This window comes from Paenibacillus marinisediminis (assembly GCF_054343325.1).
The window spans coordinates 117505-141048 of the sequence record NZ_JBTGUH010000008.1 but is presented as its reverse complement, the minus strand read 5'-3'; the positions used below and the strand labels follow the sequence as shown (position 1 = coordinate 141048).

Sequence of the window (23544 nt, the reverse complement as noted above, 5' to 3'; positions counted from 1 at the left end):
ATGCGACGAGAAGTCATTCGCATGGGACTTTCATCTCATTTCCATATCAAGTACAGGATTGGAAAGTGAGACGGCGAATATGTTATACACGCTAATTCTATTTATTGGAATAGCACTTGAATGGGGGCGCATCAGTCCCTCTAGTTCAACTATTGATACTACTGGATGTGATCATATTGCAAATAAGATGGCGGCGCATCATTGCAATGCTCTTAACCGTCACGTTAACGTGCGGGGTACTTACTGGATGCACTTCTTGGTCATCAACAGCTTCTGATCAAGTTAGACTTGAGGACGAAGCTGCAGATAAGGAATCTACTTGGCTTGTAAAATGGAAATCACCAGACCTCCGCGATGAGGAACTGATATCGTATAGCATCATTGATAGCGAGCAGCCCGAAGTGGGCATTAACGTAATGCGTCCTTCACCAGATGTAGAGCTTCAACAATGGCTGCATATGCTGAAGCAGAGCGAGTACGTAGATTATGCGGAACAGAATCAACGAGTCAAGACGCTTGCTGATGCGGTCAAGCCTAATGATCCATATGTTTCTCAGCAGCAATATCTGAAGCAGATTAAGGCGGATACCGCTTGGTCGTGGAAGAAGATATCTCCGGAAATAACGATTGCGCTTGTGGATACCGGAGTGGACATGGATCATCCAGACTTGAAGCCCAATTTAGTGCAGGGCGTAAACCTATTGGATACGGGTCCGCCAATTGACGACAACGGTCATGGTACGAACGTTGCTGGTATTCTCGCTGCTATTGGCAACAACGGAGAGGGCGTAGCGGGAGTTACATGGTCCGCTAACATTATGCCTATCAAGGCTCTCGATGCTCGAGGCTACGGAGATGAAGATAAGCTCGGAGCAGGAATACTGTATGCGGTCGATCATGGGGCCAAGATTGTGGTTATGTCAGTAGGACTGTATCGATATTCGAAGTATATGCAAGACATTGTAGATTACGCCGAAGAGAAGGGCGTACTGCTTATAGCAGCAACAGGCAATGATGGAACAAGATATCTGGATAAGATAGAAGTCAAGTATCCTGCAGCCTATCCAAGTGTGTTGGCTGTTGGTGGCAGCACGCCTGATCTGGATGTGGAGCAGCGATCGAACTCGGGTCCAGAAGTGGATATCGTAGCACCATGGAATGTATTCACAACTGCAATGGGAGGCGGTTATCGAGCGGGAGAAGGAACCTCGATGTCAGCTCCCCAAGTAGCTGGTGTTGCTGCATTGGTATGGAGCATGTATCCCGATATGAAACCTTACCAGATACGTGAGCACTTGCGTCGAACTGCCCAGGATATCGGTCCAAAGGGATGGGACAGTAAGAGCGGCTACGGTTTGTTACGCGCAGATAAGGCTGTAATGACTAAGCCGGAGACAGATAGCCTAAGCCCTAATCCGACACGGGATAAAGCGCGGGTGTTTCCGATCAATACGATGCAGAACGGGATGATCACCTCATCAGAAAATAGTGATTGGTATCGCGTTGAAGTACCGTATGACGGTATCTTGCAGGTGGACTACAGTCGGATCAGCGGCGACGGGCAAGTAAATCTACGTCATTATTCGGGCAATAGCACGGCCTACACGACCTATTCGAATCTAGGTGAGAAATCTACCCGCATAAGAGTTAATAAAGGGGTACAATATTTACAACTTCAATCCGCTCAAGCAACGAAAACGAATCCCATAGCGTATAAGATATGGACGCACATGTGGATTGCTGACGATCCGTTTGAGCCGAACGATAAACAGTACGAAGCATACAATTTAGCCCCGAGAAAACAGCAAGTTACGGCTACGTTCAGCCATAAAGGTGATGAGGACTGGTATGTGGTCCAGATTCCAAGCAAAGGAACCTTATCCGTTAAGGTTACGACGGATACCGTTCGTATCGATCCGCAGTTTCAGATCAAAGGGTCGATGTTGGACCGTCCGAAGCTAGTTGACGAGAGTTCTGAAGGTCAAGCGGAAATGACCGTTCTGTCTGATCTAGAGCCAGGAAAGCTGTATATTAAGGTGGAGAATGCGGTAACCCCGAAGGCGGAAGCTGTTGCTGGAGAATATACCCTGCATCTTGATTTCCTAAAACAATACTCGGATCCGAATGAACCGAATGATAGGCAGTACGAAGCCGTAACGGTTGCGCCGGAAGTGGATTATCATGGCGTATTCCATGCGTTAAGTGATAAAGATTGGTTCCAGATACGAATTGATGAGCCTACTTATGCTGTCTTCAGCGTCAATCAGATCCCGAACGACAGGACGGTTGAGATGAAGGTGCTTAAGAACGACGGGACTGCTCTGCTGACAGGACGCAATGATAAGAGGCAGACATCCGTTGAAGCAGGAATCCTGCTGGATAAAGGGACTTATTATGTACAGTTAAGCACGAACGAGAAGTTTGATATGCAAACCTATCGTTTCCGTGTGGACTTATCGACGCTAATTGAGGGAATGCGCGACATTGAAGGACACTGGGCCCAGGATGCCATCGTAAGCGTGTTGAAAAAGGGCTGGATGAATGGCTATGGCGATGCGGAATTTGCTCCTAATCGTACGATTACACGCGCTGAAGCAGCTACAGTTCTATCGAAAGTGTTTGATTTAAAGGCGAAGGAGAACGGCAAGGTCAGCTTTAAGGATGTGTCGAAAAAGCACTGGGCATACGATGCTATAGAGCAGGTCGCCCAAGCAGGTATTGCGAATGGGTACAAACCAGGCTTGTTTGGTCCGAATCAGCAGGTCACGCGTGCAGAGATGGCGGTTATGTTCGGTAATGCGTTGAATCTGAAGCCATCTAAGAACCAGGTAGCGCCATTTGATGATGTCGCGGTTAACTATTGGGCTGCGCCGATGCTCGCCGAGATGAAAGCGAAGGGCCTGCTTGGAGGTTCAGATCATAATCTGTTCCTGCCAGAGCGACCTGCAACTAGAGCAGAATTCGCGGCGCTGCTTATTACAGCGGTAGGCAATTAAGAAGTGGTGTGCGGCAAGAAACGGAAGGAGAGTACGTGATGGACAATACGTTGAATGAAGTAACTACACAAGTTGGCATTGCTGGCTTAGTACAGATCATCGTTACGCTGTGCTGTATCGCAATTGCTTGGTGGTCCTTGAAAAATGTGAAGCTAGACTTATTTATTCGACATCCAAAGGATGGGCCTGGAAAGATGCTTCATATTCTGCTCGCAATTGTGTTGGGGCGGGCAGTATCACTCTTCTTCCTTGATTATTGGGACTGGGCACAGTCATTAAAGTATTTATTTTGATTTCTGTTTATTTGCTGGACTTTAAGATTTTATGTAAATGGAATATAAAATCGTTATCTTGAGGAATTCGGCGTTCTGCTGACTTCGGATTAAGATCGAATAACATCGGATGAAGATGTGAACAATGGATGATAGCACTAAAGAAAATGTAGAATGCTGTTGTCGAAAATAGGGCTTGTCCATCATTGTCAAACAGTGGTATTATTAAATTTGGATGAAATTTAGCTGAAATTTAGGAAAAAACAAAATTCGTACCATTTTACAGATAATAAATAGAATGATGGGGCGGGAATAAGATCGCGGAGGGAAACAAGATGAGTAAATTTATCGTCCGCGGAGGCAAGCAGTTGTCGGGTACGGTACGTGTAAGTGGTGCCAAGAATGCAGTGCTTCCGATACTCGCGGCTTCGTTATTGGGGGAAGAAGGCGTTAGCATCATTCATGACGCTCCTCCACTCGAGGATGTCAAGACGATACATCAAGTGTTAGAACAATTAGGTGCTAGCCTTACATATGTTAATGAGACAGTTCACATTCAAGCTGAACAACTTCATTCGTATGAAGCCCCATACGAGCTAGTGCGCAAGATGCGTGCTTCTTTCCTAGTCATGGGTCCATTGCTTGCGCGGGCAGGTAAAGCACGAATCTCATTACCAGGTGGTTGTGCGATTGGCACACGACCGATTGATCAGCATCTAAAAGGCTTTGAAGCTATGGGTGCAGAGATCGGCCTGGGACAAGGTTATATTGATGCTACAGTTAATGGCCGTTTAAAAGGCGCTAAGATTTACCTCGACGTCGCAAGCGTAGGAGCGACAGAGAATATTATGATGGCAGCAACATTGGCAGAGGGCACTACGCTGATCGAAAATGCCGCACGCGAACCAGAGATCGTCGATCTGGCAAACTATCTGAACAAGATGGGTGCCAAGGTGCGCGGCGCTGGTACTGGCGTGATTCGCATCGAAGGCGTAGAACGTCTCCATGGAGCAGAGCATACGGTCATTCCGGACCGCGTTGAAGCAGGAACGTACATGGTTGCAGCAGCAATGACTGGCGGCAATGTATACGTGGAAGGCGCGATTGCTGACCATCTAGGTCCTGTTATCGCAAAGATGGAAGAGATGGGTATTACCGTTATACCTGACGAGAACGGCTTGCGAGTAATCGCAGATAAGCCGCTTAAGGCAGTTGACGTTAAGACTTTGCCGTATCCAGGCTTCCCAACAGATATGCAATCTCAGATGATGGCGCTTCTGTTAACAGCGTCGGGTACGTCGGTCGTTACAGAGACGGTATTTGAGAACCGCTTCATGCATGTTGATGAATTCAATCTGATGAATGCCAACATTAAGGTTGATGGCCGCACATCTGTAATTCCAGGCAATTGCCAGCTGATCGGAGCGAAAGTGACAGCTACTGATCTTCGTGCAGGCGCAGCGCTAATCTGTGCAGGCTTGGTTGCAGAAGGTACTACTGAAGTAGGCGGTGTGCATCATATCGATCGCGGTTATGTGCATCTGTCTGAGAAGTTGGCATCCCTTGGCGCAGACATCTGGCGAGTATCCGTAGAGAAGCCAGACGCAGCTGAAAAAGTCGAGAAGAATGACAACCAGGAAGTAAATATGTTTAACGCGCAGCCGACTTGGGCTTAAGTCCAGTTCGGGGCAACCGTTAATGAATAGATCGTCCGTTGCTTTACCTAAGGGTAAGGAGGCGGGCGATTTTTTTATGTGTTGAGACTAAGTTGCAGCATTCTATAGCTCCGCTTATTGTATCGGACCACATTCCTGAGGCGGCAAAGTAACCAACGGATTTCAGCCTCAGCGCGATGACCGAATCATAGTCCGTAAGTGCCGAGATACAGCGCTTCTGTCTACAAATATCTGAGTTATAGCATACCTTATAAGAAATAAATGAATGGAACTTATATCGGCCTTTTTCATATCTCTCATAGGGACACATGCTATCATGCTGCTGATAATAGACGGAAGTGCGTGCCTCAGAAGTAGTATTCGACTAATATCCCAATAGCTCAGGAGTAGGATGTTAAGTGGATTGTGGAGCGAGGAAGTGTGTGCCTCAGAAGTAGTATTCGACTAATATCCCAATAGCTCAGGAGTAGGATGTTAAGCGGATTGTGATGTGAGGAAGTGCATGCCTCAGAAGTAGCATTTGACTATTATCCCATTAGCTCAGAGATAGGATGTTGAGCGGAGTGTGGGATGAGGAAGTATGTGCCTCAGAAGTAGTAATCGACTAATATCCCATTAGCTCAGGGCTGGGATGTTGAGTGGATTGTGGTGTGAGGAAGTGCGTGCTTCAGAAGTAGTGTTCGACTAATATCCCAATAGTTCAGGGCTGAGATGTTGAGTGGAGTGTGGGATGAGGAAGTATGTGCCTCAGAAGTAGTATCTGACTATTATCCCAACAGCTCAGGGAGAAGAAAGTTGAGTATAGCTCAATTGGAGTACTTCTGAGCGTGGGGGATAGTAGTTATATGGAGGCTGGAGGAGTTACATCAAGCGACTAATTTCCTGCTTCAAGATCGGGGATCGGACACACAGGCCGTTATTTGCAGCTAGAACCGCTAAATGATCGAGTTCGCGGACTGTAGAGCCGCTATTGGGCTAGAATCAGCGGAAAATTGCGAGTTTTGAAGCAAATAACGTCATCTGAGTCCGCGAAACTCAAAATATGCGTCGAAATCTCAAAATAGCGGCTCCTGTGTCCGTTTCAGCGAGTCAGGCCCCTAATTTACTACCAAATGGTACCGAGAATTCCATCCTGTAAGTAGGGAGCGGACACACAGGCCATTATTTGCAGCTAAAACCGCTAAATGATCGAGTTCGCGGACTGTAGAGCCGCTATTTGACTAGAATCAGCGGAAAATTGCGAGTTTTGAAACGAATAACGTCATCTGAGTCCGTGAAACTCAAAATATGCGTCGAAATCTCAAAATAGCGGCTCTTGTGTCCGTTCAGCGAGTCAGGCCCCTAATCTACCACCGAATCGTGCAGAAAGTTAGAGGTGTTTAGATGTGCTCTGAGCTATGGGGATAATGGTGAGATGCGTTGCCAGATAACACTTACAACCGACCAAATGGACATGCTAACGTTCTAGTCTCTCTTAAACTCGCATAGGATGGCAGTACAAGCCCGCTAGATAGGTTCTACTCTGAGAAAATATGGGCACACTGACAACTAGAGAGGAGAGATTCATGTCATGCAACGGAATTCATGGCTAGGACCGGGGTTGAGGCGGGGGCGGCGAGGTGCAACCGCCGCGCGCGGACAAGCCGCAGCGAGCCTCGCCCTATGGGCTGGCTCGCTCATCGCGCTCGCCCTGCTCGTGCCGCTTATTATCGTGACCGCCGGTCACGATAATAAGCCCAGCACGAGCGCTGCCGGCGAGCGCGCGGCGCCGCAGGCGCCAAACCTGGCGGCGCCAGCGGATGCGCCGCCTTACGTGCGCGTGCTCCTGAGCGGCATGCGCCAGGTTGAGCGCGTCGCGCTGGAGCAGTACGTGCGCGGCGTCATCGCGGCGGAGATGCCAGAGCGCTTCGAGCTCGAAGCGCTCAAGGCGCAGGCGATTGCCGCCCGCACGTACATCGTGCGCCGCCTCATGCAAGGGGAGGCTAGCGGCGGCGCACCTGAGGGCGCCGATGTCACCGACACCGTCGCCCATCAAGCGTACGTCTCGCTCACCGAGCTCGACGCGCGAACTGACGACGCGGTCGCTAAGCTGAACCGCGCCGTCAACGAAACCGCCGGGCTGATTGCAGCCTACGACAATCAGCCCATCGACGCACTCTACTTTTCAACTAGCAATGGTTTCACCGAGAATGCAGAGGATTATTGGTCTGTGAAGCGCCCATACTTGTGCAGTGTGGCGAGTCCGTGGGACGAGGAGCTGTCCCCGCGCTTTAACGGCACAACTAGAATGGATGCCGCCGAGCTATTGAAGAAGCTGGGCCTATCAGCAGCATCAGTGCCTGCATTTCAATCCATAGATTCGTCCGATTCGTCTTCTGATCAAGCGCTAGCTTCGGCTATACAACTTGTATCCAAGACACCTGGTGGGAGAGTTGCGCAGATAAAAGTGGGAGAGAACGTATTTTCAGGCAGAGAAATCAGAGAGAAGCTAGAACTGCCTTCTACCGACTTTACTTGGTCATGGGACAAAGGAAAGATCGTATTTGAGACTCGAGGTTACGGTCATGGTGTAGGGATGAGTCAATACGGGGCGCAGGGAATGGCCCTCGCAGGCGCTGCAGCGGAACAGATCCTAACCTATTACTATCAAGACGTCCAAATCGTACCTCTAGCGAGCATAGTTCCAGACTCGGCGGCGCTTGCTCGAAAATAACTAGCTATGAATCTTAAATATTACCAATTTCGTACGTATAAAAGAAAAACACTCGGTAACAATGGTTACTGAGGTGATCACAAATGAGTGAACAAAACCAAAACTCAAAACAAACAAACAAATCTACGACATCATCTTCGAATACGAACACGCCAGAAGCTTCAAAACTAGCAGGGGCATCGGCTGTTCCAACTTCGGGATGGAGAAAGCTGCTTTCGAAGAAGTGGGTATTCCCTGCTCTCTACATCGCAGCTGCAGCACTGATTTTAACACTGGTCTGGGTATACCAGAACGAACAGACAACGACTAATCCGAATCCAGGTGCAGTGCAGACTGAGGGCAAAGCCAACACTGGCAACGGCACTACAGATGAGAAGGTTGTCGAAGTGGTGGCAAACAATGAAACACTTGGCTGGCCGGTGGCAAATGCTGCCGATGTAGAAGTGGTTATGGGCTTCTTTGATGCATCTGCTTCTGTGGAAGAGCAGGAAAAGGCGATGGTAGAGTACAAAAACACCTTCACGGCTAACTCAGGTATTGATTTGGCTCGCAAAGACAAGAAGGAATTTGATGTACTTGCTGCCATGAGCGGTAAAGTAACACGCGCTGAAGCTCATCCGACACAGGGCAACGTCATTGAGATCGACCATGGCAACGGCATGAAGACCGTTTACCAGAGTGTAACGGATATGAAAGTTAAGAAGGGCGACGTTGTTTCTAAGGGCGATGCCATTGCGAAAGCTGGACGCAGTGAACTGAAGAAGGATTTCGGAGTACACGTACACTTTGGAGTGTTCGAGGACAACAAGCCAGTTAATCCGTCTACGCTGCTTGCGAAGAACTAATATGTGCAAAGGGAGCTGTCACATGAGTAGTTTTCTACTTATGGGACGAGCTCCTTTTTTTTTGAAATGTCACGCTGTAAAACAGATCAAACCGTTCATTTTCGAAATAATCCAAGTTACATAGCTTGTCAGACTTGTCTATAAGACATAAGTGCCGAGACCCCTCATATAATGTACCAAACTAAACCGAGTAGGGGAGGCGGGAGCGTGCACGATTACATCAAGGAACGAACCATTAAGATAGGTCGATGCATCGTCGAGACGAAACACACGGTTCGGACCATCGCCAAAGAGTTCGGTGTGTCAAAGAGCACGGTGCATAAAGATTTGACCGAGCGGCTTCCGGAGATTAATCCGGATCTGGCGGACCAAGTCAAGCACATTCTCGAATACCATAAGTCCGTGCGCCATTTGCGAGGAGGCGAAGCCACCAAGATTAAGTACAAGAAAACAACTGGCAAGAAACGTGAGGTAATGACTGCTGGAAAAGCTTAACTCCCCCATTCCGCGGTCTTGACATAGGATCCGCCACCTGCCCTTCCGTTCGTTTCACGAATGTGTATTGCATTCTCAATCTTTCATTGAACCGGATATATTAATTGTGCTATGGTAATGAGGAATGTAGAAAATGCAGGAAAAGGTCGGAATTTATCGCAACTTATTAACAATATCTATTGTGGAGGCTCTCGAACCTATGTTAAGCAAGGATATCGGAATTGACTTGGGAACGGCGAACGTTCTTATTCATGTGAAAGGAAAGGGGGTTGTCTTGGACGAACCGGCAGTAGTAGCTATCGAGAGCGATACGAAGCGTGTACTGGCGGTTGGTGAAGATGCGCGCAAGATGGTAGGACGTACTCCCGGGAACATCGTTCCCATTCGTCCTCTGAAGGACGGCGTTATCGCAGACTTCGAGATTACTGAGGCAATGCTTAAACACTTTATTCAACGTGTCGGCGGCCGCAAATGGTATTCGCATCCGCGCATCTTAATTTGCGCCCCGACCAATATTACTTCTGTTGAACAGAAAGCTATCCGTGAAGCAGCGGAACGCAGCGGCGCTAAGGAAGTCTTCCTCGAGGAAGAGCCTAAAGCAGCCGCTATTGGCGCGGGAATGGACATCTTCCAGCCTAGCGGCAATATGGTAGTTGATATCGGAGGCGGTACAACGGACATTGCGGTGCTCTCTATGGGTGATATCGTAACGGCCTCCTCCATCAAGATAGCAGGTGACAAATTCGATTCCGCTATCATGAGATACATAAAAGGAAAGTATAAGCTGTTAATCGGCGAACGCACTTCAGAAGATATAAAGGTCAATATTGGTACGGTACGCTCTAATGGCAATATTCGTGAGATGGACATTCGCGGCCGAGACATGGTGACGGGCTTGCCGTTAACGGTTACGATTAGTTCGGATGAGATTCGTGAAGCGCTGTGGGATCCGATTTCTTCTATTGTAGCAGCTGCTAAGTCCGTGCTGGAACGGACGCCGCCAGAGCTCTCAGCAGATATTATCGACCGCGGAGTTATATTGACAGGCGGCGGTGCGATGCTTGATGGATTGGATGACTTATTAGCTGAGGAGCTGAAGGTTCCTGTCTTGATTGCAGACGACCCTATGCATTGTGTAGTGAAAGGAACGGGCATCATGCTCGATAATTTGGATAAAGTCGTTAAGAAATTGTCTCTCTAAACCGATATATAAGAATAGTAGTTTATTTCCCATATCGGTTATCGGGAGGAACGTTCATGTTAAGAGGATTATATACTGCCGCTTCTGGCATGATGACGCAGCAGCGTCGCCATGATACGGTTACGAATAATATTGCGAATATGAATACGCCAGGTTACAAGTCAGTCAATACGGTTCAGCACACATTCCCTGAACTTATGATCCAGTTGATGGGGAATGATGCGGCCGCAGGAGCCCAGCTTGGTAAGCTGAGCACGGGTGTATTTGGTGAAGAAGGCCGTCATGTGTTTACACAAGGCGATCTGATGCAGACGAATCAAATGAGCGACTTTGCGCTCGTTTCCGATATTGAAGTTCCAGGTGTGGTATTCGATCAATCGGGCAAATCAGTTGATGAACAAGGCAATGTGACTTATAAACCGGAAGCATTCTTTACGGTGCGCGAAGGGGATCAGATCCGCTATACGCGTGATGGGCATTTTCAATTAAATGCAAATGGACAATTGATGACGGCTGACGGCGCGCTTGTGTTGAACACGAATAATCAGCCGATCGTCTTGAACAATATCAACATGTCCGATGTGGTCGTGAATGAGCAGGGTCAACTGTTTAACGGTCGTACAGGAGCGGGACTTGGCCAAGCCATTCTCGTAACGCGGATTGAAGATCCGAATAAGCTGCTGCGCGTCGGTAACGGGCGTTATCGTCTGGAAGATGGCGCTGCTGCGGGACAACCTGTTCAGCCAGGAGATGTTCGGATCCAGCAGGGTTATCTGGAGCGATCGAATGTGGATCCATTGCAATCCCAAGTTGACTTAATGTCGGCATACCGGGCTTATGAAGCGAATCAGAAAATAATCCAATTCTATGATAGGACGTTGGAGAAGGCAGCAAACGAGGTTGGGCGAGTCTAAGATGTAGCCCGATCTATGCTGTCTCCTCAGCAGAAGGAGGCTTTCAGCTATTATGAATCAATCAATGATTGCAGCATCCGTATCGATGAGCGGCTTGCAGCGCAAGATGGATGTCATATCTGACAACGTCGCTAATGTGGATACACGAGGCTATAAACGGAAAACAGCTAGCTTCTCGGAAGTTCTTACGACTGCACAGCAGCAGCTTCCGGAATTTGCGCTCCCAGGACGTGCTACCCCGCTTGGGTACACTGATGGCTACGGTTCGCGATTAACCTCTGTCATGCGTGATTTCTCGCAGGGGTCGTTCGTACAGACGAATTTGCCTACAGATCTCGCATTAGAGGGCAACGGCTTATTTGAAGTCCGTACGCCGGAGGGACAGGCTTATGTTCGTGAAGGAGATTTTCAATTATCTCCGGTAAATGATGAAGAAGCGATGCTGACGACGAGAGACGGCTATCCTGTGATGAGCACTGATGGTACCGATATTCGGATTCGCAAAAGCTATCAGATGAAGATTGATGAAGCAGGCCGTGTGTTCGAAGTTAATCTCGCTAAAAATGAGACTAATGAAGTTGGCAATATCAAGATTGTACAGCCAGTGAAGCCAGAGCTGCTTCAACAGATTGAAAACAATCTATATACAGTGCCGCAGGGAATTGACATCAATACGGTTATTCAACAATTAGACTTGACGAATATTCCCGCAGATGGTAATGTGCCATTGACGGTACGTCAAGGCGTATTGGAAAATTCGAATGTCTCGTTAACAGACGAGATGACCGAATTGATTCAAGCGCAGCGTGCATATCAGATGGCTTCTCGTGCGCTGTCCTCGGGAGACGCCATGTGGGGACTCGCGAACAGCATTCGAGGGTAGATGAAGTAGGTGAGAGTTAGTATGGATAAGGATCAAGAGCCTTATACTCCAGCTAAAGTTATTAGTCGTGTAGAGCGGCTGCGTCCAACTGATAAAGAAGGGCCTGCATCTGAACCGGATCATACCGCTAAGGAACCGAAGAAGTCCAACGCTATGAAATGGGTGTTCCGTCTGCTCATCGTACCGATGCTATGTATTCTAGCGACATTTGGAGGTATGATGGTCGGCTTTGTTGTACTAGGGAAAGGCACTGTATCAGAAGCGCTAGACATGGATACATGGACACATGTATTCAAGCTTGTGTTTGGTTAACGACATATGAGATTAATGTGATAAACATTAGGGCATCTCTAGGCTGTTGCGGCCATAGAGGTGTCTTTTTTATGATCGATCTCCTATTTTACAGCAGGGTGGACAACGGCTATACAGTTTTATTTTTATAGATGGGCATGTATAATATGTTGGAGGAATGAAGTCAATTGGGGGTTAGGGGATGAATGTTCCGAATGCATTAACGGCGTTTCGATTCGTTCTCATCCCGGTGTATGTGGTCCTATTCTTCATGGGTGGACGTATTGCGGCATTCGGTGTTTGGATGCTAGCCGGACTGACAGACATTCTGGACGGATATTTGGCACGCAAACGCAACGAGGTAACCTATGTGGGGATGATGCTTGATCCACTAGCTGATAAGCTGATGATGATTGCAGTGCTGCTGACGTTGCTCTTGTCTGGTGATCTGCCGCTTGCGGCAGCATTAGCTATGTTGCTTCGAGACGGGGGAATGATTGCAGGATCGATCTGGTTTCATCTAAGAGGCAAGAAGACGGTACCTGCCAACTTTATGGGCAAACTAACAACCGTGCTGTATTACGTTGCGATTGTTTGCATTTATTTTCAATGGGAGCATGCTGTATCTTTTTTATGGGGTGTTATCGTGTTCTCCTTCATTACGCTGTTTCAATATGCGGTTAAGTTTGTACGGATCAACCAGAAAGCCGAGACGTAGAAGAAAGAGCTTTCCATTCCGCGCCTTGACGCTCTGGAAAGCTCCTTATCTTAACCTCCAAGCCTGCAGTCAATGAAGGATACTTCTAGTTTGGACGAAAACCTATGCTTGTTATTCAGAAAGGAGAAATATTATGGAGTTAACGAATCAGCAAATTCAAGAAATCATTCCTCACCGCTACCCGTTTCTGCTGGTAGACCGGATCACAGAGGTGGAAGAGGGCAAGCGTGCTGTAGGTATCAAGAATGTGACCATTAATGAGCCGTTTTTCCAAGGGCATTTTCCGCAATATCCTGTAATGCCTGGCGTATTGATTATTGAAGCATTAGCACAGGTTGGCGCTGCGGCTATATTAATGAAGGAAGAAAATAAGGGACGCATTGGATTCCTTGCTGGAATTGATGGCGCGCGTTTTCGCGGGCAGGTGTTCCCTGGAGATACATTGACGCTTGAAGTGGAGATTACTCGTTTGAAAGGCGTTATTGGCAAAGGACAAGCCGTTGCTATGGTAGGCGACCGAGTTGTAGCAGAAGCAGAGATTATGTTTGCTTTATCGAAGCCTGAATAGCAGTGATTGTATATGAATAAATTGGACAATCTATGTGTTAACCGCGAGGGCAAGGATGGGGATGCGATGAAGTTACCCATGCAGAAGTCCAGATCATCAGTGGAGGGGATCTCGTGTTTCAATCGTTAGAACGGGCAAATCGACGGTTTAAAATTTGGCTCTGGCTTATTGTGATCGTCGGTTTGGTCGCTTCACTGCCTGTTGTAGTGCAACGTGTGCAGACAGAGCAGTCGTCAAAGCAAGTGGAGTTTGTTGTTGATTACCGCGACTTAGTCGATATTTCAGCGTTACAAGCTAATCCTGCAGCATATTTAAATACTCAGTTGGATCTATTGAAGGAAGCCGGCGTTCAATCCATGGCTATGTATGAAAGTTCATTGCTGGAATTCAAGAACGCACGGCGTATTACGCTGTACAATTCCAATGATGCGGCAATGCTGCAACATAAGGTGCCGAATCCGAATGAGAATTATACATATCTGCTGTTCATCACACCAGAGGATGAGCGTCAGTTATCTCCAATCATTACGGAAACATTCCAACAAGTAGGCATTCCTGTTAGACCATGGACCTTTGAAGGCAAGAGCGGTCTGATTCTGGAAACACCTATGGAGGATGCGCTGCTGAAGTCGATGCCACAGGATCCGATCGCGATGAAGATGCTCGTTGATAAGGGCTTCAATATCGTACCGCGGCTATCGGACACGATGCCATACGATGAGAAGCAGGTAGATGCGATGCTCACACAGTTCGAAGAGCTCGGTGTAACACGCATCTTGTTTGAAGGTGATGCCGTTAAAGGCTACAAGGATAATGCGGAGAAGAAGAGTCTGTCCTCCTTCGCGGAGCTCTTGAACAAGCACGGCATTGGTATTGCTTCAATAGAAGGCTTGAAGGCGCCACAGAAGGGCTTTAATGAGCTTGCCTATATGACAAACTACAATGTGGTGCGGACACATTCAATTTCCGAAGAGGAATCATTTAATGATCCGCTGGTGTTGGGAGATCGCATGGCGCTAGCCGCTAAGGATCGCAATATCCGCATGTTTTATTTAAATGTGGGTGTGAAGAAAGATGTAAGCAACTCTACGCTTGTCACGTCAACCGACAACTTGATTAAAGCAATGCACGAACCAGGTCATGGTATGAATATGATCGCTCAGGATGGCTTCTCTTTTGGAGCAGCTAAGCCGTTTGATGTAGTGGATTCTGGATGGCAGCGATATGCGAAAGCAGTTGCTGTAGTTGGCGGAGTAGCCTTTATTGCTCTACTGTTGTCGTATTTTGTGCCGTATGTGATGCTGCCTGCTTTCATTATCGGGTTGATTGGAGCGGGTGGATTATTTGTATTGAAGCCTTCGATGTTGGAACAGATGCTTGCCTTGGGCGTAGCAATCAGTGCTCCAACAATTGCGATGGTGCTGGCCGTTCGTCGTATTGAAAAGAGTCCGGTTGTAACAGGCTTTGGCGCACGCTTAGGCCGCGTGACAGCATTGTTCTTCCGTACATCGCTATTGTCTTTGATGGCCGTGCCATTTGTTATCGCATTCTTGAATAACATTACGTACAGTCTGCTGCTTCAGCAATTCCGCGGCGTCAGCTTGCTGCACTTTTTACCGATTGCTTTGACTGCGTTGTATGTATTCTTGTACCGCGGTGAATCCGTGTTTAAGGAAGCGAAACGCTGGCTCTCTACGCATGTGACCCTGATGTGGGTAGTTGGCTTCTGTATCGTAGCTGTTGTAGGTTACTACTACATGTCCCGTACAGGCAATGCTGGTAATGTAAGCTCGATTGAGTTGACGTTCCGAGCTATACTCGAAGATACATTTGGCGTTCGTCCACGTACGAAGGAGTTCTTAATAGCGCATCCTCTGTTCATCGTCGGTGCCTTTATCGCATTCCGCTATCGTATTGGTCAGTTCATTCTAATCGTTGCTGCCATGGGACAATTGTCGATGGTGGATACATTTGCACATATTCATACGCCAGTGATGATCTCGCTTGCTCGTACAGCTCTCGGCCTAGGCCTTGGATTTATTGTTGGTTTGGTTGGTGTATGTGTCTGGTACTTCATTGAAAGGTGTTGGGAAAAATGGCGGCCGAAGTTCGGACTATAGCCTTATCTGGATATTACGGCTTCCATAACAGCGGTGACGAGGCGGTGCTGATCTCTATCTTGACTGCATTGGAAAAAGCGGGACAAGATCAGGGAATAAAGGTAGAGCCAATCGTTTTGTCCGGTGACCCAGCTGTAACAACGAAGCTGTACGGCGTTCGTGCTGTGCATCGTATGAAGCCGGGAGAAGTGCTTGGCGCCATACGGCAGAGCAACGGATTGATCAGCGGCGGCGGCAGCTTGCTGCAGGACGCGACCAGTCCGAAGACAATCCCGTACTACATTGGAATATTGAAGCTTGCGCAGTGGCTGCGCAAGCCGACATTTATATACGCGCAAGGGATTGGACCGGTGGGACGTGAAGCGTTCTTCCCTATGATCCGCAATGCGTTCAAGCGTTCTTCGCTGATCACGGTGCGAGATGTTGAATCCAAGCAGCTGCTTGAGAAGATGGGACTGGATGGAGCGCGCGTATCCGTCGTGCCGGACCCGGTAATGGGCATCAAGCTTCCGACGGAGAAGAGGCTGCCTGCGATTAAGGATGCGAATGGACTGCCCGTCGTCGGTGTGTCCGTTCGCTATTGGAACGCGGATCGCGCAGATTTGCAGCGCGTCGCTGCGCTGCTCAAGGAAATGATCAAGCGCCAAGCGGTCCATATCCGCTTTCTTCCGTTTCACGGGAACGCGGATGAGGAGGCTTCGCGCTTCGTGATGAAGGAGCTGGGCGATGTACATGCTCATGGCTCAGCCATGAGCATCAGCCCTGCTTATGACCATCCGCTCGATATGCTCGCGGAGGTGGCGCGCTGTGATCTGATGATCGGCATGCGGCTGCATGCCCTCATCTACGCAGCGTCACAGCGCGTGCCGGTGCTCGGAATATCCTATGATCCGAAGATCGATCAGTTTCTGCACCGTTTGGATGAACAAGCGATCGGCTCGACCGAGAAGCTTGATGCTGAGCACGCGGCCGACGCAGTCGCCGCTGTGCTTGGCAATATTGACGGCTGGCGCAGCAATCATGAGGCTGCGATCACACGGTTAATGGAACAAGCAGAACAACCAGCGCAACAAATCATGAAGCTTATGCGTCCATAGAATAGGTGATAAAATAATGAAACAAGCAGAAGGCTTTAAGACAGTACCGATATATGGAATACCTTTCTCTTCACTGTCGATGAAGGAAACGGTCGCTTGGTTATCCGAGGCCATCATCCAACGTCGCAGTACGCACGTGATTACAGCTAATCCCATAATGGTTATGGCTGCTTTGGAGAATGATAACTTCATGCGCGTTATGCAGCAAGCCGATATGATCGTACCGGATGGATCTGGTATCGTGTGGGCTGCTAATTACGCAGGTGCACCGCTTGCGGAACGTGTAACAGGGTTTGATCTGCTCCATGAATTGATGCGCACAGGTGAGCAACACGGCTGGCGCGTGTATATGCTTGGCGCGGCGCCAGAAGTGATCCAGGCAGCTAAAGAACGATTGCAGCAGCAATATCCGGGTGTTCAGATTGTTGGGGCGCGTGACGGATATTTCGGCGCAGCGGAAGATGAACAGGTTGTGGAGCAGATTCGTGCCGCAGCTCCGGATATCTTGTTTGTAGCCCGCGGCGCGGACACGCAAGAACCGTGGATTGCGAAATATCGCGATTCCCTGAACGCCGCATTAATGATGGGCGTCGGAGGAAGCTTTGATGTCATCTCGGGTCGTATGAAGCGTGCTCCGCAATGGGTTCAGCAGATGAAGCTGGAATGGCTGTACCGATTGGTCAAGGAGCCAACTCGTTACAAGCGAATGCTGGCGTTGCCGAAATTTGCCTTGAAAGTCATGCGAGATAAGAATAACGTGCTAAAATGAAATAAACACGTTTATTAGCTTACATTTTCGTAAGTTCTCAACGTTTTACGGTATTGGAGTTTCCATTTTGAACGGAGTATAATTCAATCCGGTACATCAAATGGAGGTTGAACGAAACCAATGACTATTGTCTATATACTCGGTGGATTGATGGGGTTGCTGTTAGCTACTGGCTTAACCCCTTTAGTAAAGAAATTTGCGATTAAGGTAGGAGCAGTCGACGTTCCTAATGCGCGAAAGGTCCACACACGCATCATGCCTCGAATGGGCGGCCTTGCGATTTACGGGGCTTTTGCCATAACGCTGCTCGGAATGATGCTGATTGTACCGGATATTTTATTTGGAACTACGCGAGACGCTAATCTGGTTAAAGCTCTATTAGCGGGCGGTACGATCATCGTTTTGGTCGGTGCGCTGGATGACCGCTTTGAATTGTCTGCTAAGGTGAAATTGCTCGGTCAGATCGTTGCGGCTATGGTCGTCGTGTTTGGCTTCGATATGACCGTTAACTTTATCGATGTGCCATTCGGCGATCATTACTTGAATATCGGTGATTGGGTTGCAATTCCGCTTACGATCTTCTGGATCGTCGGTGTGACGAATGCGATTAACCTTATTGATGGCTTGGACGGCTTGGCTGCCGGTGTATCAGCGATCTCGATCGGCACGCTGCTTGTCATGGCCGTTATAATGGGCAACCCGGTTGTCATTCTGCTCTGTTCGCTGTTGCTGGGCAGCATTATCGGATTCCTGTTCTTTAACTTTCATCCGGCACGCATCTTTATGGGTGATACAGGCTCCCTGTTCCTTGGCTTCAGCTTAGCGGTATTATCGATGCTTGGATTTAAGCAAGTAGCAATCGTATCCTTTATCACTCCTTTGCTTATCATTGGTGTGCCGTTATCTGATACGTTCTTTGCCATTCTGCGCCGCTGGCTGCAGAAGAAACCGATCTTTGCGCCTGACAAGGGACATCTTCATCATTGCTTGCGCGAGTTAGGCTTCAGCCACCGCAAGACGGTATTGATTATTTATGGTATTGCGGCTTTCTTTGGAGTATTAGCGATCATTTCATCGATCGCAGCTTCACATGATGCAAGCTGGGTGACGTTCGTAGTGATATGTATTCTGCTTGTCGCATTGCAGATCGGTGCCGAAGTCATCGGTATTGTGAGCAAGACGAGAAAGCCTTTGCTTAATATGCTGCATCGTCTAGGTGCTAAGGTCCATGCGACGAATTCTCGCTCGGAATAATCATAATCATATAGCTGTTATAAGAACCTTCAAGTCCTCGAATTGCATTCGAGAACTTGAAGGTTTTTTTTGTTGTAATTGATGCTTTGTCTAAAGATTGAAGCAAGTTGAACCGATAAGAAATGTATATGACTATCTGTATTCTGACCAAGGAGTCTAGAAGCGAACATGCAAGTACAAAGGAGGACGTACACTTTGAAGAAATTGATCTCCATAATACTCACTTTGGCGCTTATCGTTACGTTTGTGCCATTGCCTGTTAGCTCAGTTGTAGAGGCAGCGGCTACGACTGTGACGGATAAGGGGACTTACTTCTTATTCCCGAATGAGAGCTATACATTCGAAAATGCTCGAGTAACAACTGACGAACGCGTCAATCTCTCGGGTACGGTGAACGGGATATCTGATTTTAAGACGATAACCTACACCGTAAGTAAAGTAGTGAAGAATGGCACCCAAGAAACCACCATTGAGTCGCGTGAAGGACTGGTAGGAAATATTACGCAGTCGGGCACCAAGATTACGGTTTCCAACATTCAGCTGTATGATGGAATGAACCGAATTACGTTCCAGGGTAACGTCGGTATATCTCCGGTTCCGCCTGAATCCGTTTATATCGAGTACCGTAATGGCCCTACTCTGCAAGACTTGAAGGTGAATAACCAAGAGCTGAAGGAGAATGAAGCGACGGTTATTACATCTTCTAACAATAACAGCACGAATAAAGACAGCATCAACGTCAGCATTAGCGGTATAGCTAAGAATGCTGAGCAGGTTAAGGTTACAACAGACAGCGGCTCTTGGACGTATAACGTATCGAGATCCAGCGGATGGAAATTTACAGCTGGCGCCGTCAATATCAAACGAGGGACGAATGTAGTCAAGATAAGTTCAATCAACGGTTCCCAAGTGTTTGAAACGGAAAGGCTCATTACGTTCTTCAATGGCAATGTTACCTTTCATAATGTAAATCTTGTGAATGTAGATGGAACGACGGGCAGCAAGAATAAGATCAATATTACGACCAATCCGAATATATCTATGGCAACAGATGCAGATATGCAGAAGTATTCGATATTGGAAGGTTCCGTTACAATTCCGACAACAGCTTTAATGAAAGATAATAACGGCGATGTTATTAACCCCGTTATAACGATTAAGACGAGCGCGTATCCCACATTAAGTGCAACAGCCCAGATCGTTTCGATTGATCAAGGCAGTGCGGCAACGACCATACAATATAGCTACGATAACACAGGTGGTTATCTTGCGTTCGGCAAGAACAGAATCTCGGTTGAGATAAGCGGGATATCTACTAATGTACTCCCTAACAACATTGTAAGTGAAACTTATACAGTCGAAGTAACGAATAACAGTACGCCTTTCTTCCAAACGGTTAATTATCTAGAGGGCTATGATGTTTCGATGGCTGGTAATGACAGTGCAATATTCGGCCTTCCAGGATCTCCTCTCAATGGCGCAGGCATTTACCGCTTGCCAACAGCAATTGAGTTTGTTGTGGTAAACGGTGCGGTTGGGGAAGATCTAATTGAGATTAAAGAGGTTAAAAACTCTGCTGGTAAGACAGCTAGTACTGTGCCAGTTTTGAAATTCCTTGCTAAAGAACCTGTATCGGTTGATGTAGGCAGCGGGCAAGCGATGCGCTATATTTATCAACTGGATCAACTGCCGTTCTCGGGAGAACAGAAGATTGAATTTGTCTACGATAAAAATGGAGCAAATAAGTCCTATACGGCAACCGTATCCGTCGTTCACGGCCCTTATTTCAAATTTGATAAAGCCTATAACGGAATGATTGTTAATGCAAACACGAACAAAGATGATTGGAAGGTTAGTGTATTCCAAAATGACCTAGGGCGTTTAGCAGGGGATTTGCTTAATGTTCCTAGTGACAGCAAATTAACAAACGATAACGTATCTTTGTATTTGAACAATGTGCGTATGCATCCGCTGAATGAGACTCAACTAGGACTCAATCGAATCGAAATTAGTGGTACGGATGACACATCCTTTGCTAGCCGCTTGGCTTTGGGTGAAAACAAGATTCGATTGGAATATCGCGATAGCAAAACAAGTTATACCAATGAGATCAAGATTTCGATTGTACCTAAGAATTTACCGATAGTGGAGAAGCTGTTCCCGTATAGCAATACGCAGAGCGTGAAGCCTTATCCGATTCCGAATTCGGAATTGTTCGAGCAGAAGGGCGGCGTATTCTATACCAGAGAACAATCGGCCAATGTGTTTGGTACCTTTGACTTTATTGATCTTCCGAATGTTGAAGATGCTAAAGAAATACGCGATAGTTTGGGAGACGCATCTGAGTACAAGGTTCAAATCAAGGCGCCGACGGTTGGTAATCTGGACCTGACATGGACTCTTGCAGACGCTTTTACAGTCATTGGCGTCAACAAAGATGATCTGTACGTTCCTGGTGTAAATGATTATGAAGACCGTGGACTTAAGGTTGTCTATGACCGCGATAAGAAGAACTTCTCTTTCTTCCTGCGAAACAATGAGCTTCCGACGAACGGAAGCATGGTTGTATTCACCGTTGTTGTAAGCAGTCATGGTCAAGCAGCACCGCCGGCAGAGCTATTTATAGCACCTATTAAATTGCCATATACAATTGTTAAGCCGTATCCAATCAGTTCCGGCAATGTCTTGAAGCCGATCTTGAATCAGAACTTTGTCGAGGTTGTCATTAATTCACCAGGTGCCGACAAGGTCATTATTAATGGTGAAGTTGTCAAGAAGCAGGAGTATACGCTCGGCGATAAGCATTTTGACGATGCCTATCGAGTTATTGTCAAAGGTCTGAAGAAGAACAAGGAAACACCGATTAAGTTTACGATCGTGACGGGTACGGAAAGTATCCAAGATACCATTAAGGTAACTTATGTGCCGACGAACATTCCTGGCGCTCAATATATGGAGCCTATGAAAAAGTCTCATAAAATGTTCGATAACGCCTTGTCACTGAATTTTGCTACAGGTACGAGCTTGATTCGCAAAGATTATGATGTGCCGGAGCAATATAAAAATCAGGTATATGCGAATAATGATCTGTTATTTGCAATGGCCAATCCGCGCGATGGGGTAGTCAATCGTCACGATTTCCTTGATCTCCCGGCAAACTTTGTTGACGAAGAAGTCAATAAAGGACGTGCCATATTTGAGGTGTTCCCAGACCGCTTTACACAGGCCAGCCCAGTCTTCTGGATCGATCCAGGCTTAGCCGATAACATCGAACCACCAGGTTCAGATGCTGTCTATGATCCAATCCTATATGGAAATGATCCGTATCAGTTCCCTAATGCTGAGGTTCCATCTTTCATGAACCGTGAACCGGAACGAGAATTGGTTCCTTCCAAGGTCGGCGAGCTCACACTATCCTATGATGCAGACGTAACGCATGATGCTGGTTCTGTCATCACCGTATTCCGATATGTTGGCGATACCTATAAGACGGGTGTAGGTACACAAGGATGGGAGAATCTCGGCGGTGTTGTAGATCCGGCGAAGCATACGATTACCGTTCCATTTGATCGATTCGGTTACTATGTCGTAGCGAAGCTGGCATATTCCTATAATGATGTAGTCGGCCATCCATACGCTCGCGATCATATTGAAGCGATATTTGCAAAGGGGATTATGAATGCAGAGCTGCCGAATCAATCGTTCGGTACAGATACGTACGTGAGTCGCGGAGAATTGGCGCGCATGCTCGTTAAAGCGCTCGATATCCCGCTGGATTATGATGGGCCTAAGCATTTTAATGATATCTACTTCTCTGAAAATAATGTCTATGATGAAACAGCCCTATGGGATGCTCGATATGTCGAGACGGCCGCCCGTAAGGGGATCGTGCGCGGTGTTGCGCCGTATGCGTTCGAAGGAGACATGCCGGTTATTCGTCAAGATGCCGCGGTTATGATCGCTAAGGCTCTTAATTTGAAGCTGGAGACTGACCGTGCGAAGATTGATAAGGAACTTGCGAAGTACTTTAAGGACTGGAACCAGGTAGAATACTATGCACGTCCATCCGTTTTAGCAGTCGCTAAGAAGGGCTTGATTTCAGGTATGCCTGTTAATCCTAGCGATCCTAAGACCGCTTATGTGTTTAATCCTGATGCCAACATGCTTCGCGGAGATGCTGCTCTGATCATGTCGAGAGTCATGGTTGATATGAAGAAGCTTCCTAAGCTGTAGGATCAATTGCTTTGATTATTGTATTAATGGGTAATAAATTGGGAGAGTCTGAGGTGATTCTCGGCTCTCCCTTTTACTATTTAGATGATTACGATCAGAATTGTAAGCATAGCTCAAATCATCCAGTTAGCTGAATTAATTACATCTGTTGGTAAGTATTGATGAATGACTAAGGGTATGTATAGCGATATACTATGTGACGTGGATGATGAAAGTGTACATATTGTATAGCAGTTCGTATTGAGATTTATGATGTATGACAGAAGAAAAACGATTTTTAAAAAGTTTTTTCTGTTTTGCGCAACTTTTTTGAGATTGTTGCGTTAAAATACATGAAGTTGAAAAACAAACGGTAAAATTCTTTATTGTTCCCTGTTTTTCACAAATTATGCTTTACGCTAGGCACTAGCCCATGTATAATGTCTAGAGTGGCATACATATCTCTATTATTCCCATTCGTTTACGAGTTTCTGTAACATGCTCGTGTTGCAGACTTCTT

The 23544-nt window shown here is 47.2% G+C and carries 17 protein-coding genes; all 17 read left to right on the top strand.

The window, feature by feature from the left end; genetic code table 11:
* The first annotated feature begins 176 nt into the window (after positions 1 to 176).
* The 17 genes from ACXX53_RS17355 to ACXX53_RS17275 all read left to right on the top strand — a co-directional run bounded on the left by ACXX53_RS17355 (position 177) and on the right by ACXX53_RS17275 (position 23045).
* Positions 177 to 2996, top strand: a complete 2820-nt coding sequence (locus ACXX53_RS17355) for a S8 family peptidase (protein WP_458569934.1) — start codon at positions 177 to 179, stop codon at positions 2994 to 2996.
* 38 nt (positions 2997 to 3034) lie between these two features.
* The gene (locus tag ACXX53_RS17350) at positions 3035 to 3289 is read left to right on the top strand and encodes a DUF1146 family protein (RefSeq protein WP_458569933.1); all 255 of its coding nucleotides are present in this window, start codon (positions 3035 to 3037) and stop codon (positions 3287 to 3289) included.
* Positions 3290 to 3603: 314 nt separating this feature from the next.
* Positions 3604 to 4944 carry a UDP-N-acetylglucosamine 1-carboxyvinyltransferase gene (murA, locus tag ACXX53_RS17345; protein ID WP_458569932.1) on the top strand — a complete coding sequence of 447 codons (1341 nt, stop codon included), beginning with the start codon at positions 3604 to 3606 and terminating at the stop codon, positions 4942 to 4944.
* A gap of 1600 nt (positions 4945 to 6544) precedes the next feature.
* Entirely contained in the window at positions 6545 to 7657 is a 1113-nt protein-coding gene (gene spoIID / locus ACXX53_RS17340; protein WP_458569931.1) for a stage II sporulation protein D, read from the top strand.
* Between the two features lie 83 nt (positions 7658 to 7740).
* Positions 7741 to 8502 (top strand): peptidoglycan DD-metalloendopeptidase family protein, encoded by a 762-nt coding sequence (locus ACXX53_RS17335; RefSeq protein ID WP_458569930.1) that lies wholly within the window; start codon positions 7741 to 7743, stop codon positions 8500 to 8502.
* 207 nt (positions 8503 to 8709) lie between these two features.
* Positions 8710 to 8997, top strand: coding sequence for a sporulation transcriptional regulator SpoIIID (gene spoIIID, locus ACXX53_RS17330; RefSeq protein WP_458569929.1), 288 nt, complete (start codon positions 8710 to 8712; stop codon positions 8995 to 8997).
* A gap of 199 nt (positions 8998 to 9196) precedes the next feature.
* A complete protein-coding gene (mreB, locus tag ACXX53_RS17325; protein WP_458569928.1) occupies positions 9197 to 10198 on the top strand; it encodes a rod shape-determining protein MreB in 1002 nt (333 codons plus the stop codon).
* A 56-nt stretch (positions 10199 to 10254) separates the two neighbouring features.
* Positions 10255 to 11112, top strand: a complete 858-nt coding sequence (locus tag ACXX53_RS17320) for a flagellar hook-basal body protein (RefSeq protein WP_458569927.1) — start codon at positions 10255 to 10257, stop codon at positions 11110 to 11112.
* 52 nt (positions 11113 to 11164) lie between these two features.
* Positions 11165 to 11995 (top strand): flagellar hook-basal body protein, encoded by an 831-nt coding sequence (locus ACXX53_RS17315; protein ID WP_458569926.1) that lies wholly within the window; start codon positions 11165 to 11167, stop codon positions 11993 to 11995.
* Between the two features lie 21 nt (positions 11996 to 12016).
* A complete protein-coding gene (locus tag ACXX53_RS17310) occupies positions 12017 to 12307 on the top strand; it encodes a DNA-directed RNA polymerase subunit beta (protein WP_458569925.1) in 291 nt (96 codons plus the stop codon).
* Positions 12308 to 12488: 181 nt separating this feature from the next.
* Positions 12489 to 13004, top strand: a complete 516-nt coding sequence (locus tag ACXX53_RS17305) for a CDP-alcohol phosphatidyltransferase family protein (RefSeq protein ID WP_458569924.1) — start codon at positions 12489 to 12491, stop codon at positions 13002 to 13004.
* A gap of 133 nt (positions 13005 to 13137) precedes the next feature.
* Entirely contained in the window at positions 13138 to 13572 is a 435-nt protein-coding gene (fabZ, locus tag ACXX53_RS17300) for a 3-hydroxyacyl-ACP dehydratase FabZ (protein WP_458569923.1), read from the top strand.
* Positions 13573 to 13685: 113 nt separating this feature from the next.
* The gene (locus tag ACXX53_RS17295; RefSeq protein ID WP_458569922.1) at positions 13686 to 15692 is read left to right on the top strand and encodes a DUF5693 family protein; all 2007 of its coding nucleotides are present in this window, start codon (positions 13686 to 13688) and stop codon (positions 15690 to 15692) included.
* The gene (csaB, locus tag ACXX53_RS17290; RefSeq protein WP_458569921.1) at positions 15668 to 16789 is read left to right on the top strand and encodes a polysaccharide pyruvyl transferase CsaB; all 1122 of its coding nucleotides are present in this window, start codon (positions 15668 to 15670) and stop codon (positions 16787 to 16789) included. Before ACXX53_RS17295 ends, csaB begins: the two co-directional genes overlap by 25 nt.
* Before the next feature lie 16 nt (positions 16790 to 16805).
* Complete coding sequence (locus ACXX53_RS17285) at positions 16806 to 17558, top strand: WecB/TagA/CpsF family glycosyltransferase (RefSeq protein ID WP_458569920.1); 753 nt, start codon at positions 16806 to 16808, stop codon at positions 17556 to 17558.
* Between the two features lie 120 nt (positions 17559 to 17678).
* Positions 17679 to 18812, top strand: a complete 1134-nt coding sequence (locus ACXX53_RS17280; protein WP_458569919.1) for an MraY family glycosyltransferase — start codon at positions 17679 to 17681, stop codon at positions 18810 to 18812.
* 195 nt (positions 18813 to 19007) lie between these two features.
* Entirely contained in the window at positions 19008 to 23045 is a 4038-nt protein-coding gene (locus ACXX53_RS17275) for an S-layer homology domain-containing protein (protein WP_458569918.1), read from the top strand.
* Positions 23046 to 23544 lie beyond the last annotated feature (499 nt).